The following is a 13,838-nucleotide window of genomic DNA, read 5'->3' as shown; positions in this document are numbered from 1 at the left end:
ATTTCCTGAATGACCGAGCGGAGATTATCCGTTCTTCGTGTGCGAATATTCGCCCAGCCCCTGTACCCGACGGATCGGTCCCGATCATCCATTGCCCCCCGTACGATTTTGCCCTGATCGTGCAGGCAACAACTTATTAGGGGATGGACGACCCAGGCAGATGTGTCTCGATTAGCCGACGCAGGACGGGCGTCGGTGGCTGGAGCGCTTCTAAGCCAATCGATCTTTCAGGCCGGTCACGCCTGTGAGCTGTGCGCAATGCGAGCAGCAGAAGAGATGATCCTCGCTCTCAGCCCCGTAACCTATGATACGGACGCCACAGTAATGGCACCTGGGTGCCAGAGCCTGAATAGCACATTCGAGAACCTGTTTAGCGGACAGCCTTCGGCGATCCAACGGTACGGACCTCCCAACGCTCAGTCCTCACGACGCTCACGATACAAGGTTTGATCGATCCTGCGCAGCGTGCCTGTTGCGTCACCGCGAAAGGGTCACCGTCAGTTCTATGATAGGCATGAACAAGTGTCCTTACGTTTCGCGACCTATCCGCCAAACAGGTTGTCGAAGCTGTCAAAGATGTGTTGCTCTCCGTCGATGTGGGTTTCGAAGGTGTTGTGGTGTTCGTTGCCGCAGACCTCACACGTAGCCATGTCAACGGAATCAGGTTGAGGAGAATGCTCGCTGTAGAAGCGGAGATGTTGATCAACGGCTTCACTGCGCCGGGACGTGGACGGCACACTGGTGTCTCTGCTGACGTCGCTGGCAGGAAACATACTACAGAGACCTGCGCCGGGGACGTACGGAGCGTCTCCCCTTGCACGTGTTTGCTTAGTCCGTAGCAGTTGCACACTCACAGCCACGTTTCGAACAACGACCAACCGTTATTATGTCTGTAGCCAAGTCGATTGAAATTCACGCTCAAGGCGATACGCTGGAAGCAGCGACGGAGGCAGTACTACGGGAAGCGTCCAAAACCGTAGACAACATCAAGAATATTTACGTCGACAAATACCAGGCCATCGTCGAAGACGGAAAGATCCAAACATATCGTGTCCACAGTAAGGTCACTTTCGTCCTCAACGAGTGAGCACCGGCTTGCACAGGCGATTTCGATCCGCAGAGGACTCTCCCCCCTGCGGGTCGACTCGTCTGAGCACAAGGAAAGGGAAACTCTTAGATTCTAATGCGGTGATCTACCAGCCGGGTGGGTCACTCGCCGGGAACGACTCAAATCCGGCTTCATCAATGGCGTCGTACTTATCAGATGTGGATGGTGCACGCCGCTGCCGTCGCTTCTTGTGCTCTCCCTTCGTCGCCGGATTCGATCTGGACTCCTCATGCACCGGCGTATCGTCGGTTAAGGGCCAAAGGGTTCGAATGGATTCCGGCAATGCTGCACGCAGATCCGATACCTCCCCTGCAGATACGTGCTTGTTGACCACGGTCAGCACGGCTTTCGCCGCATTCTCTGCGTTGCCTCCGCCCATCGTCTGAAGCTCACTTCGAACACGCTCCAGGAATACGTTGCGATCATAACTCTCCGGCTTGCCCTGCGGCCGGTACCCCTCGAAAAATATTCCTCTAATTAGGAGAGGAAGCTGGGAGGACAAATCAAAAACCTCATCCACGGGCAACCGATCTCGGAGCGCCATCAGCGTGCCGCGCATCGCATGATAGGCCATGCGTCGCCGGGGGTCGTTCATTGCGTCGCAAATGTCATTTAACCACACGTGCGTCTCGTCCAGACTTCGGTTGAATGCGGAAATCTCAGTTGCGGACATGGCGCCTCTCTTCCTTATGATTGGAACGTCCGTCGACGCATTACTCGCACCGTCTCTCATCCGAGCCGGCGCCGACCGTGCGTCAGGGTCAACATACCCGAGAAGCAACCCGGCAACACCAACAAATTCCCGATTCGATCGTCGGCAAACCCTTCGACCAACTGTAGGCAACATCCGACGACGTTATTTCACGGGATGCGACGCCAGCGGAAATCTTGTTTGATAAGAGTCGGATACGGTCCGGCAATTCAACACCAAGCTCGAGCCTGTAGGGAGAAGCGTAGAGCACATTCAGCCAATCTCGGACCTCTCGATGAGACGAAGTCATCCGGGTGTCGTCCCATGTCTTCGACGTACGGAACCCAATGAAGACGTACATTTCCTTTGCGCCGCTCAGGCCACCCCGTGATCACACGTGGCGTTTCGTCGCGTATCCGCGAACGCATGTCGTGGGCTTAAGAAATAATAGTAATCGTGTCTATAGCCCACGATGCGTATCGCGAGATCGGAGTGCGCCTTGACTTCGCGTACCGAGGCCGGATCCATTGGTGTCGATCGTAGCGGTTCCCGTGATCCCTCTGCGCAGGGATCACGACCTTTCGATGGACGGGTCCGGCCTCGATGCTGCGGAGCAAGGGTGAGGCACACGGCAGTTAGCCGACATCTGTTGAGGCGACGCGTCACAAACCATCTCTTGAGCGAGCAGGGAATGTCATGACTCCACAACCCCGATCTTCCGGCGACCGGCCAGATAGGAAGCGCAAAGATAGCCCGATCCGATTTCCACAGACCGCGATGGGATTCGCGATCATCGTGATCACAGGACTTCTCGCAGCCTACCTCCTGTTCTTCTAGACACCTCTCGGACGCTGTAATGGATGTACGACTTCAGGGCACGAATATCGACCTAACGGATGACCTACGCTCCCTCGTGTCTCGGACGATGGACGAGGCCTGCCGTCCGCTAGGGGCACTCAACCGCGACCCCGTGGACATCGACGTCGAGCTAGAAGAGACGACGCGCCGGCACCCGAAAGAGCTCGAAGATCAGCGGCGATACCGGGCTGAAGCCAACGTGTCGATCCCGGGACGCCTGATACGAGCGGAGGGATCAGCGGACGATCTACACCAGGCCATCACGCAGATGAAGCACCGTCTGACGCGGGAAATACGGGACTGGCGCGAGCGACTGATCGACTCGCGACGTAAAGGGGCGCGGACGCTCAAGCACAGCGATCCGGACGACCGCAATGCTCTGCTTCACCCGACACAGACCGAGGAGGGTGAGGTGAACGATGAGGCAGAGAACCCGACCGCCGAGGAGGAACGTTTCCGCGATGAAATTGAACGGTTCGCCGATCGGGACGAGACTCAAAATTCCGGCTCGTCATCATGATACATGGCGCGGTTCGCCGAATAACTGGCTCTGCACGAACGTGCTCTAGGCGGCCTCTTTCATATCCGTTGTCTGGTTAAGGGTCGCAACGATTCGAGTCACGAAATCGTCCAGGCCTCCCTCCCCTCGTCGGACGGAGAGAAGGTCGGATCGGTGCATGTACATCCAGTGCGACAGCAATCGGATCTCATCCTGGTCACGGCGGGTGAGTTCGTCCGGCCGAACCGTTGCGTCGTCGAATACGAATTCCACGGCTCCCGCAACATCCGATGTCCGGTCGGGCGAGAGCGGAAGGTTCACCCGTAGCGAGCGGGCAAACTTGCCAAACCGAACCAGGAGAACGTCTGCCGTCCCCTCGTCCTGATGGGGGTGAACAAGTGCTGCATTGTGGTCGAGGACAGGCGCAGCCACCGCCTTCTGCTTCGCCAGCATGCGTTCGAGCGTCTGAAGCCAATCACGGAACGTGGCCGCCTTCTCGAATTCGAGTTGTCGTGATGCCTGCTGCATTCTCTCTTCGAGCTCGTCGAGGACCGACGTGTCTTGCCCGCACAGAAACTCGCGCACACGGTCGACCTGCACGGCGTACCGCTCTTCGTCCTCGTTCTCGCACGGTGCCGTGCACCTCTCCATATCCGCGTAGAGGCACCGCTGCCCGAGAGATAGTTCGGAGTCATCGCACTCGCGCAGTCCGAAGAAGCGGCTAATCACCTCGATAACCAGCTCCGCCTGCTTTCGACTGCGGAGCGGGCCGTAATATTCCGCACCATCGTCGGAAATGGCTCGTTGCCATCCGACGCGTGGAAAGGCCTCGTCCGTCTGAAGCTTGATAAACGGACGATGTCGGTATCGCTTCTGCGCACGGTTGTACGACGGCTTCTGCTCCTTAATCAGGCGCGATTCCAGCAACAGCGCTTCGAGCTCCGTGTCGGTGACTGTCCACTCGACGCGTCGGACCTTGCTCATCATCTTTCGCTTGCGGGCGTCCTTCGACTCGATCGCCGTGAAGTAGCTCCGCACACGATCTGACAACTGCTTGGCCTTCCCGATGTAGAGCGTCTTCCCGCTGCTCGTTTTCAGGAAGTACACGCCCGGTGCATCGGGCAGATCAGGCAGTACGTCTTCCCTGAGCTTCTTCAGGTGCTTCGGCGCCTTCCGAACCTTCGTGTACTTTCGGTTCTGAAACGCGAGCAGTTCGTCGACCTCATGGATGTCGTGCTCAAAGTCGAGTTGCCGAATAAAGCGCTTCAGGATGATCCCGGTCGCCTCGGCATCTCCGAGCGCGCGATGTCGCCCGTTGACGTTGATCCCGTAGAATTGCGCGAGTCGGCTGAGCCCTTTCGACCGAAGCCCCGGGAGGAGCCGCCGCGCGAGGCGGAGACTGCAAAGCGTCTGGTTTTCGAGATCCGAAAGGCCGAGACGACTGCACTCTGCGTTCAGGAAGCGAAGGTCGAACGGAAGGTTATGCGCGACGAGAATACCGTCTCCGAGAAAGTCGAGATACTGCGGCATTACGTTCTCCATCGTCGGCTTGTCGAACACCATGCCGGTCGTGATGCCGGTTAGATGCGTGATGCGCGACGGAATGGTGCGCTCCGGATTGATCAATTGCTGAAACCGATCGGTGATCTCTCCGGCCTCGACTTTCACAGCGCCGATTTCGATCACCCGATTGGACGCAGCTTTCGTCCCCGTCGTCTCCGTATCCGTGACGACGAAGGTGGCGTCTTCAATGGTCATGCGAGGTGCTTCTTTCTACAAATGAGAGCTGACGTCCCTGTGCAGGGAATTACCGCTTGGGGCGAAGAGCGTCGTGTTTGTTTCTGAGCTTCTGCAGCGGCGGGAGGCTATAGTCAAACCCGAATGTAGCTCCCTCCCACGAACCGTACTGCGGGTTCGGAAGCGTAATCCATCGCGTTCCCCAGTAGGCCTGGTACTGCTCCGCCATCTCCTGTCTCTCGGACAGGCTCACATCCACGTCCCCGGCAAAGTCACCGAAGTTATCTCCAATGAGCAGCACGATGCGGTAGGCTTCCGCGACGGCTTCGCGGCGGGGCGTCTTGTTCGACGACGTCCACTCGGGCATCTCTCCCTGTGTCAGGATAACGTCTTCGTCGGGATCCAGCGGAAAGCCGAGCGCACGCAGATTCTCACGGGTGGCCGCCTCGACGTCGGAATCGCGATTCGTTAGGTAAATGACCTGCACGCCCCGGGCGGCAGCTGCTTTCGTGAAGGCGAGTGCGCCGGGGACGGGGTCGGCCTTCTCCTCACGGCACCATGCTTTCCAGGACGACGAATTATAGGTATCGTTGTCGCGGATCAGGCGAGCCTGGTAGGCAGAATTGTCGAGAACCGTCTCGTCCACATCTAAAACGACCGCGGGGGGAAGCGTGCGATACACGCTCGCTCCCTGCCGGGACTGCTCGAGGGAGGCGGTCCACGTCGAGTCCGTCAACCCACGATCGAGCATCAACCGTGCCAGCTGGTACATTCCAAGCGTCAAGCCTTCGTACTCGACGGCCGTCTGCTGCCACAGGGTAGAGTTCAGGTTGGGATTGCGCAGATCGGCAGCTGTCTGGAGGCTATCGATCGAGGCGTTCATCTGATCTGCCTCCGTATGCGTATAGGTTGCACCGGACGTACCGCAGCTCGTGAAGAGAAAGACAGACGCAGCAAGAATGACCGCAACAAGAGATCGAGACATACAAATTCGTGCGTTGGAAAAGGATCGGAGAGTCAAGTTTCGCGGGTCCACATCGGGTCGATAGTTTACCGATTGAGATGTTCGTTGAACCAGTCGAGAATGCGCGGTGTGACGTCCATAAGCAACTTCGGCTCGCGAGGACCGTGCGGCGTCCGAGGGTAAAGGACCATCTCCGTGTCGATGCCCCGGCGCTTGAGAGCGCGGTAGAATTCCTGCCCCTGACGCGTCGGCACGCGATCGTCCTGCGCGCCATGAAGCACCTGCGTCGGCGTCGTGACGTTATCGATGTGGTAGACCGCCGAGTGCTTCTCGTAGGTCTGCATTTCAGTCCAGTACTCGCCCCCCATGTGGGCCACGAGGTAGTCGGGGATGTCCGTCGTTCCCACCATGCTGATCAGGTTCGGCAGTCCGGCGCCCATGCTCGCGGCCTGGAAGCGATCGGTCTGCGTCACAGCAAACGACGTCATGTAGCCGCCGTAGCTCCATCCCATGAGCACGAGACTATCCGGATGGGCAACGTCACGCTCAATCATCGCGTCGACGCCGGTCATGATGTCGTTCAAGTCACCGTATCCCCAGTCGCGGACGTTGGCATATCGAAAGTCCTTTCCGTAGCCGGCACTTCCGCGGACGTTCGGCCGCAGCACAGCATAGCCGTTCTCTGCGAACACCTGCGCCATGTAGATGTCACCGTCTCCGGTGAAGTCCTGAACGTGCGCCCCGTTCGGTCCGCCATGCGCGTCCACCACAAGCGGAACGCGGTCCCCGTCCTCGTAGCCGACGGGGTACGTGATCAGACCTTCGATCGTGAAGCCATCCGAACTTTCCCAGCTCACAACCTCCGTACGTCCCATCTCAGGTTTCGGGATATCGACGTTGACTTTCGACAGCTGACGCCGATTCTCTCCGTCGATGTTCGCAGCGAACACCTCCTCCGGCTCGGTCGTCGTCTGGTGTGTGAAAGCCATGACGGTTCCGTCGTCAGAAACGGCGGCTGACCCGTACACACCCGCTTCGTCAAGCAGCATCATCGGCGCTGAGCCATCGAGTGGGACGTCAAAAACCGGTCGCGTTGTGCCCTGCGTTTCTGTCGTGAGAAGGCCGTCCCCATCCGGCATCCAGCCAACGATCGAGGCCTGTCGGTCAAGCGTTTCCCCCAGTTGCCGAACGTCGCTACCGTCGCTCGACATGACGTACACATCCGAGAGGCCAACCGGTGCGATTTCGCCACCGTTGGAGGTAAACGCGATCATTGATCCGTCCGGGGATACCAGCGGGGAGCCATCGACACCCGGACGCTCAACGAGAGTCGTCACGGCACCGCTATCCGCCGGTACACTTGAGATATCGGCCTCAGTGAAGCCAGAGTTGATCGTGGGGGCTGGCTGATGAGCGAAAACAACCGTCGACCCATCCGGCATCCAGTCGAAGGATCGGACGTGACGCTCCCCTCCCGTCAGCTGCGTAACGGTTCGCGTCGAATCGTCGTGCGCTTTGATATCCGTCGTGAACAGGTGGGCGTATCGATACTCCTCATCCACGACCTGAACGTCGCGCTTCTCCTTCTCCCGCGCCTTCTCCTCCTTCGATTTGGGCTCGGTCATCGTGTAGGCAATGGTCGAACCGTGGGGCGAAAACTTGAAGCTCCGTACACCGGTTTCGGCGTCCGTCACCTGCATCGCCTCGCCGCCATTCAGCGGGAGCACGAATACCTGTGGCGCCTCATCCTCTCCTCTTGTAAAAGCGAGATACCGTCCGTCAGGAGAAAACGCGGGGCTGCCCGACGAATGTTCGCCACGTGTGAGCTGTCGATTGTCCGATCCGTCGGATGCCACGATCCAGATCTGCGTGCGGTACTCCGAGGTCGACTCATCCATGATCGCGTCTCTGACCGTGTACGCGACCTGATCTCCTTCAGGCGAAACAGCGACGCTCCCGGCATTCCGAAAGCGCATCGCCAGCTCCGGCGTCCATCCCTGTGCGCCGGATCCAGCTTCCGCCGACGGGTCGGCGTCCTCAGCCTCTTGAGACACGGCACGTGGAGGCCCAATGCTGAAGACGAGGATGGTCAAACAGACGAGCGTTGCAAGAGACCGCGACACGAACGTCATACAGAGATCGAAGAAAGTTTGGCGGAATGTTGATACCATGCGCAGAGAGCCTACCACTTATAGAATGCACACCACACCGGCGGAACGCAAGCAGAGGAAGCACGACCAAACTCATTTTCGAGTGGTCTGCACGCGTGGCACAGCAAGGAAAAGCGCTTTTTGTCGATTCTTGTTTGCGTGTGTTGGCACGTGATCATGCGGACTCCTTTTTTGCCTCCATGGATATGTTGTGCGATCTGGCTTTCCGCCGCCTGACCAGGCGATAAGATTCGTTTTTCACGGTGGATGCCGGGCTGCGCAGTCCAGGCTAAGCAAGCACGACCACGATTTTATGACCCGTTCGCGAGCGCAGCGTCCGGCTCGCGGGCGATGCACGACCGAGACACACATTCGCACTTCTTCATTCACGGCAACAGAGGACCCTATGAAAGTTACCGTTATCGGTGCAGGAAACGTCGGCGCAACAGCAGCAGAGTGCGTCGCACGCAAGGACATGGCCAAGGAGGTGGTCATGGTCGACATTCAGGAAGGCATGCCGCAGGGTAAGGCCCTGGACATGATGGAGTCGGCCCCGATCCACGGCTTCGACACCACCATTACCGGCACAAACGAATACGACGCCACTGAGGGCTCCGAGGTGTGCATCATCACGGCCGGACTGCCGCGCAAGCCGGGTATGAGCCGGGACGACCTGCTGGCCAAGAACGCCGAGATCGTCTCGTCGGTCACGAACCAGTTCAAAAAAGGAAGCCCGAACGCGAAACTGATCATCGTGTCGAACCCGCTCGACGTGATGACCTATGTGGCGTACACGGCCAGCGAGTTCGAATCGAATCACGTGATGGGAATGGCCGGCGTGCTGGATACGGCTCGCTACCGCGCCTTTCTCTCCATGGAGCTCGGCGTATCCGTCCGCGACATCCAGGCCCTCCTGATGGGCGGTCACGGCGACACCATGGTTCCGCTCCCCCGCTACACCACGATCGGCGGCATCCCGGTCACGGAGATGCTTGATGACGAAACGATCGAAAGCATCGTGGAGCGCACGAAAGGTGGCGGCGGCGAAATCGTCAACATGATGGGCACCTCGGCCTGGTACGCCCCGGGCGCGGCCGCAGCGGAAATGGCCGAAGCCATCATCAAGGACAACAAGCGCGTCCTCCCGGCCGCAGCATACTGCGACGGCGAGTATGGCCTGAACGACATGTTCATTGGCGTGCCGGTCAAGCTCGGCAAGGACGGCGTCGAAGAAATCATCGAGGTCGACCTGTCGGACGACGAGCAGGACCTCATGCAGACGTCCGCCGATCACGTCCAGGACAACCTCGACAACCTGGAGCGTCTGAAGAGCGAAGGAGCGATCGGATAACGCGGCTTGCCGTTGCCAATCATTTGGCAACGTGTAGCAAAACGAAAACGGCCGGTCTCCCATTGTCGGAGATCGGCCGTTTTTCTATGCCTACGACGTTGTCTGATGGATCACTCAGTCGCCGCCGCGGAGATCGAAGAAGACGTCACGCAACGGGTCAGCCGGTTCGTAGTGGTGATCGGGGTGGGCGGCGTCGTGTTTCCGAGGCTCGAGATGTGCCGTCACGTGCACGTCGTCGTCCGGAAAGAGCCGGTCGACCTCGTCCTCGACGCGATGGGAGCGGTCGTGCGCGTCGTGAATCGTCATGTCGCCGGGAAACATCAGGTGGTACTCGATCCACACTTCGTCCCCCGTGCGCCGATGCCGCACCTGGTGGAAGTCTGCGATCAGGCCTTGCTCCTTGGCAGACGCCAGAACATCGAGAATTTGCTGCGTCGCGTCTCCGTCCGCCTTATCCATCAGACCGTATATGCTCCTCCGGAGAAGACCGTACGCCGTCCACAGTATGTTGCCGGCGACGAGGAGAGCCACCAACGGATCGAGCCACGAGACGCCCGTAAGCCAGACGAGCCCGACGCCGACGATCACACCGAGGCTCGTCCACATATCGGTGAGCACGTGCTGGCCGTTTGACACCAGAACGATGCTATTGGTCTCCCGACCGGTGCGAACGAGGTACCAGCCGAGCCCGAGGTTGATCGCTGTGAGGCCCGCGAGCAGGTATAGGCCGATGTTCAGTCGCTGCAGTTCGGCTCCCGTCAGGAGGTCATTGACCGACGTCCAGACGATTCCGACGGCTGCGACAAGAATCAGCACGCCCTCAACCGCGGAAGCGAAGTACGCAACTTTACCGTGGCCATACGGATGGTTGGAGTCGGGCGGCGTGGCGGCATACCAGAGGCTGAAGCTCGCAAACCCGGTCGCGAAAAGATGAACGACGGACTCCGCGGCATCGGAGAAGATGGCGGCACTTCCGGTCAGTTGCGCCGCAATGACTTTCCCCGCCAGCATGATGAACGAGACGATGATGCTCAACCCCATCGCGCGTCGACGGGCGGTACGTCGTTCGCTCATCTTGGCCTTCCGATGCTTACGGCGCCGCTCGGCCAGGGACGGGTCACCGATCGTCTCTTTCGCGGTCATTCCGGGTGGGGTTCGTGCGGGACAACGGTCGAGAGATATGCAAACGAACACGCCCGTGCCTTGATTCCGCACACGACTCATCCCGGAGTGTCCCCACAAAGTTCTGGTTTTGGCTAGACGCCTCGAGGCAATGTAGCGATTCGAACGGAGAATCGACGGATCTCCGGGTCCCTTCAACCCACACGTTGCAACCCTCCCCTTCCCTTCCGATCTTTGGCATGCCCCACGGCCCCCTTCGCGTGACCAGCCGGCCGATTCCCCTGTATTTAATCGTTTTATCTGTATGCCTCAGCTCGAACATATCGGAATAGCCGTCGACGATGCCGATGCGGTTCGTTCGCTCTACCAGGACCTGCTCGATGTGCTCCCCTATAAGGTGGAGTCCGTCGCGTCGCAGCACGTCCAGACGCACTTCATCAATGCCGGGACCGCAAAGCTGGAGTTGCTGGAATCTACGAACGAGGATGGTCCGATCGCCGGGTACCTGAAGAAGCGAGGCGAAGGCCTGCACCACCTCGCGTTCCAGGTAGATGACGTAGACGCCACCTTCGAGCGCCTACAAGACGCTGGTTACACGCCGCTCGGAGATGAACCGACTCCCGGTGCTGACGGAAAACGCATTTTCTTTCTCCACCCCAAACAGACGCATGGGGTGCTGGTCGAATTCTGCGGCTCAGCGCCCATCCGACCCGAGCCGCACATGATTGATGCAGGGGATCACGAGCTGGCGGTCTACACGTCCGGGAGCGACCACCAGCCGCCGCTGCTTCTACTGCACGGCGCAGCAGGGTGCACATCACTGGAGACTGCCCCCCTGATGCGCAAGCTGGAGACCCAGTTCCAGGTCATCGCGCTCGACTTTCGCGGGCACGGTTCATCGACCGCGTCGACCGATCCCATTTCGTTCGATGCGTACGCCGAGGATGTCGAGATTGTCATGGACACCCTCGAGTTACAACAGGCCGACCTGTTCGGCTTCTCGATGGGCGGGAATGTTGCGCTCGGGTTTGCCCAGCAACATCCCGATCGCGTCGGACGGGTCGCGGCACATGGAGCCAACGTGACATGGTCGCAGGACATTGTTGCGTCGATGCAAGCCCGACTGGATGCTGACCTTCTGACGAAACAGAATGCACGCCTCACGGAGCACCTGTCCGCTCACCATCTTGACTGGCGTGCTCTCTTTGATCACATGCAGGAGTGGGTTGCAACGCTTCCGGAGCAAACTCCGCGGATGAAACAGATGGCCGAAGCGGTCGACCGGCCCGCCCTCATTTCATGTGTCGACCAGGACGACCTGTTCCCGCTCTCGGCTACCCTGGCGCTCCACAACTTGCTTCCCGACGCGCGGCTTGAGGTTCTGCGCGGATCGCATCACGCCTTGCCGCTTGCCCCCCTGGATCGACTCTGCACAACCCTTTCCAGCTGGTTCACCGACTGATCGCCCCCTCTTTCTCTCCATCCTTTATCGCAACGCGAACCGTATGCAACTTCCGTCCCACCGCTATCTCGGCTCTACAGGCGTTAAAGTTTCGCCTCTCTGCTTCGGCACAATGTCGTTCGGCGGGATCGCCGACCGCGAGACCTCCGCAGCCATGTTTCACCTCTGCCGCGATGCCGGCATCAACATGTTCGACTGCGCGAACGTCTATGTCGACGGTCGCTCAGAGGAAATCCTTGGAGACCTGATCGCGGACTGCCGGGACGAGGTCGTAATCACGACGAAAGCCTATTTCCCAACAGGTGATGACCCGAATGCACGCGGGTCCTCTCGCTACCATCTCGTGCGCGCTGTAGAGAACAGCCTGAAGCGCCTGGGCACCGACCGTATCGATGTCTTCTTCGTGCACCGCTTCGACGACGAAACGTCCCTCTATGAGACACTGCGTGCGCTGGATGACCTCGTCCGGCAGGGCAAGGTCCTCTACCTCGGCGCTAGCAACTTCGCGGCGTGGCAGGTCGCAAAAGCGCTCGGGATCCAGGCGCGCGAGGGATGGAGCCCCTTTCATGTTGTCCAGCCCATGTACAATCTCGCCAAACGACAGGCCGAGGTGGAGATCCTTCCGATGGCACAGTCCGAGTCGCTCGCCGTCACGCCGTACTCTCCGCTCGGCGGCGGACTGCTGACCGGAAAGTATGGCGTCGACGACCGCCCCGATAATGGTCGACTCGTGGAAAACCAGATGTACCAGACCCGCTATGGCGAAGATGTGAACTACCGCGTGGCCGAACGCTTCGCCGCATTTGCCCGTGACAATGGATTCGACCCGGTTTCGCTCGCTGTGGCGTGGGTGGCGCATCACCCCGGCGTGACAGCCCCCATTATCGGAGCCCGCAACGTAGACCAACTCGAGGGTTCGCTCGGGGCGCTCAATATTAACATGACGCCGGAACTGCGCGAGGAGATCAGCGAACTCTCCCCCACCCCACCGCCGGCGACCGACCGAATCGAGGAGCGGTCTGAGCACACGTACGGCACGCGTTAGAAGACGGTCGCGCTCGCCTTGTTATCGTTGAATCTATCGTATTTCCGTGCTCCACCCTCTATGTCCGAGTCCACCCCTGCCGTCGCTTTAGAGACAAGCTACCCGGAAGATACACTGGTTTACGAACCGGTGCCGCCGGTACAGAAGGTCGAGCTTCCAATCGAGAACGACCGTGTCCAGCTGACGCTCACGGGCACAGCGCACACGGGGAGTGAGCGAGCCGGTGGCCCGGACGCGGGCACGTTTCCCGAGAATGAGCACGGCGCGGGGACGGAGCGATTTACGATCGTAGTGAAGAATATCGGTCCTCCGATGGCCGACGTTGACCAGATCGCCGTCTTTGTAGCAGGCGACATGGGCATGATTCGGATCCCGAGCCGAGGGGCCACCGGGGGCGGACAGTCCGTAACCGGGACGCAGCCGGCGCTGGTGAACGGACGCCTGGGCATCATCGTCGAGCTCCAGCTGGTCGGCTTCGGTTCTGTGGATACGATTCATTTTCAGATCACCTGCACCGGACGGAAAGCCCCCGCCGCTCCGGAATCGGACGGGCGACCGGACGAGGAGACCTCCGACTCCCCTTCCCGATTCGAAACGCCGCCTACGCGGGATGAGCCCGCTCCATTCGACCGCGAAAGGAATAACGCGTTCTCGGACGACGATTTTTCGTGAGCATCAGCTGTCAAAGCAACCGACGACGGTCGCTGGTCGAACCTCGTTTCATTACGGTCACATCAACTCGGCTGAAGTACGCACGAAAGTAGCGGCTTCGGCCGTTTTCTCGTTGCGCCGTACACGAATGCTTTGCCGCGTGCGTCCTTCCTCACGCGGTTTCTGTCTCTAACACGTTG

11 protein-coding genes are annotated in these 13,838 nt (G+C 59.4%); 6 read left to right on the top strand and 5 right to left on the bottom strand.

The window, feature by feature from the left end; genetic code table 11:
* Positions 1-886: 886 nt before the first annotated feature.
* Positions 887-1,087 (top strand): dodecin family protein, encoded by a 201-nt coding sequence (locus tag CRI94_RS00795; RefSeq protein WP_098073760.1) that lies wholly within the window; start codon positions 887-889, stop codon positions 1,085-1,087.
* A 106-nt stretch (positions 1,088-1,193) separates the two neighbouring features.
* Here CRI94_RS00795 and CRI94_RS00790 read toward each other — a convergent pair whose 3' ends face one another.
* Positions 1,194-1,781, bottom strand: a complete 588-nt coding sequence (locus CRI94_RS00790; protein WP_179862096.1) for a DUF2267 domain-containing protein — start codon at positions 1,779-1,781, stop codon at positions 1,194-1,196.
* Between the two features lie 874 nt (positions 1,782-2,655).
* Between CRI94_RS00790 and hpf the strand changes: the two genes are divergently transcribed.
* On the top strand, positions 2,656-3,177 hold the full coding sequence (gene hpf, locus CRI94_RS00785; protein WP_098073758.1) for a ribosome hibernation-promoting factor, HPF/YfiA family: 522 nt from the start codon (positions 2,656-2,658) through the stop codon (positions 3,175-3,177).
* Positions 3,178-3,222: 45 nt separating this feature from the next.
* On the opposite strand, the gene CRI94_RS00780 is transcribed toward hpf, so the two are convergent.
* From CRI94_RS00780 to CRI94_RS00770, 3 genes are all read right to left on the bottom strand, one after another.
* Positions 3,223-4,914: a DEDD exonuclease domain-containing protein gene (locus CRI94_RS00780; RefSeq protein ID WP_098073757.1), complete on the bottom strand. Its 1,692-nt coding sequence runs from the start codon at positions 4,912-4,914 to the stop codon at positions 3,223-3,225.
* A 49-nt stretch (positions 4,915-4,963) separates the two neighbouring features.
* Complete coding sequence (locus CRI94_RS00775; RefSeq protein WP_098073756.1) at positions 4,964-5,878, bottom strand: 5'-nucleotidase, lipoprotein e(P4) family; 915 nt, start codon at positions 5,876-5,878, stop codon at positions 4,964-4,966.
* A gap of 65 nt (positions 5,879-5,943) precedes the next feature.
* Positions 5,944-7,989 (bottom strand): S9 family peptidase, encoded by a 2,046-nt coding sequence (locus CRI94_RS00770; protein ID WP_179862095.1) that lies wholly within the window; start codon positions 7,987-7,989, stop codon positions 5,944-5,946.
* A 424-nt stretch (positions 7,990-8,413) separates the two neighbouring features.
* Between CRI94_RS00770 and mdh the strand changes: the two genes are divergently transcribed.
* Positions 8,414-9,358 (top strand): malate dehydrogenase, encoded by a 945-nt coding sequence (gene mdh, locus CRI94_RS00765; RefSeq protein WP_098073754.1) that lies wholly within the window; start codon positions 8,414-8,416, stop codon positions 9,356-9,358.
* A gap of 114 nt (positions 9,359-9,472) precedes the next feature.
* Here mdh and CRI94_RS00760 read toward each other — a convergent pair whose 3' ends face one another.
* Positions 9,473-10,501 (bottom strand): cation diffusion facilitator family transporter, encoded by a 1,029-nt coding sequence (locus tag CRI94_RS00760; RefSeq protein ID WP_245846019.1) that lies wholly within the window; start codon positions 10,499-10,501, stop codon positions 9,473-9,475.
* 283 nt (positions 10,502-10,784) lie between these two features.
* Here CRI94_RS00760 and mce point away from each other — a divergent pair, with 283 nt between their 5' ends.
* The 3 genes from mce to CRI94_RS00745 are packed head-to-tail and all read left to right on the top strand — an operon-like array spanning position 10,785 to position 13,659.
* Positions 10,785-11,942 (top strand): methylmalonyl-CoA epimerase, encoded by a 1,158-nt coding sequence (gene mce, locus CRI94_RS00755; RefSeq protein WP_098073753.1) that lies wholly within the window; start codon positions 10,785-10,787, stop codon positions 11,940-11,942.
* A 43-nt stretch (positions 11,943-11,985) separates the two neighbouring features.
* Positions 11,986-12,987 carry an aldo/keto reductase gene (locus CRI94_RS00750; protein ID WP_098073752.1) on the top strand — a complete coding sequence of 334 codons (1,002 nt, stop codon included), beginning with the start codon at positions 11,986-11,988 and terminating at the stop codon, positions 12,985-12,987.
* A 60-nt stretch (positions 12,988-13,047) separates the two neighbouring features.
* Positions 13,048-13,659 carry a hypothetical protein gene (locus CRI94_RS00745; RefSeq protein ID WP_098073751.1) on the top strand — a complete coding sequence of 204 codons (612 nt, stop codon included), beginning with the start codon at positions 13,048-13,050 and terminating at the stop codon, positions 13,657-13,659.
* The last annotated feature ends 179 nt before the right edge of the window (positions 13,660-13,838 follow it).

The organism is Longibacter salinarum (genome assembly GCF_002554795.1).
Taxonomy (GTDB): Bacteria; Bacteroidota; Rhodothermia; order Rhodothermales; family Salinibacteraceae; genus Longibacter; species Longibacter salinarum.
Note: the sequence above shows the minus strand (reverse complement) of the source record. Positions and strands in the feature narration are given on the sequence as shown.

Coding starts and splice junctions, on each gene's coding strand:
- CRI94_RS00775 (WP_098073756.1), bottom strand. CDS start 5,878: ATGTCTCGATCTCTTGTTGCGGTCATTCTTGCTGCGTCTGTCTTTCTC.
- CRI94_RS00745 (WP_098073751.1), top strand. CDS start 13,048: ATGTCCGAGTCCACCCCTGCCGTCGCTTTAGAGACAAGCTACCCGGAA.
- CRI94_RS00795 (WP_098073760.1), top strand. CDS start 887: ATGTCTGTAGCCAAGTCGATTGAAATTCACGCTCAAGGCGATACGCTG.
- mdh (WP_098073754.1), top strand. CDS start 8,414: ATGAAAGTTACCGTTATCGGTGCAGGAAACGTCGGCGCAACAGCAGCA.
- CRI94_RS00780 (WP_098073757.1), bottom strand. CDS start 4,914: ATGACCATTGAAGACGCCACCTTCGTCGTCACGGATACGGAGACGACG.
- CRI94_RS00750 (WP_098073752.1), top strand. CDS start 11,986: ATGCAACTTCCGTCCCACCGCTATCTCGGCTCTACAGGCGTTAAAGTT.
- mce (WP_098073753.1), top strand. CDS start 10,785: ATGCCTCAGCTCGAACATATCGGAATAGCCGTCGACGATGCCGATGCG.
- CRI94_RS00790 (WP_179862096.1), bottom strand. CDS start 1,781: ATGTCCGCAACTGAGATTTCCGCATTCAACCGAAGTCTGGACGAGACG.
- hpf (WP_098073758.1), top strand. CDS start 2,656: ATGGATGTACGACTTCAGGGCACGAATATCGACCTAACGGATGACCTA.
- CRI94_RS00770 (WP_179862095.1), bottom strand. CDS start 7,989: ATGACGTTCGTGTCGCGGTCTCTTGCAACGCTCGTCTGTTTGACCATC.
- CRI94_RS00760 (WP_245846019.1), bottom strand. CDS start 10,501: ATGACCGCGAAAGAGACGATCGGTGACCCGTCCCTGGCCGAGCGGCGC.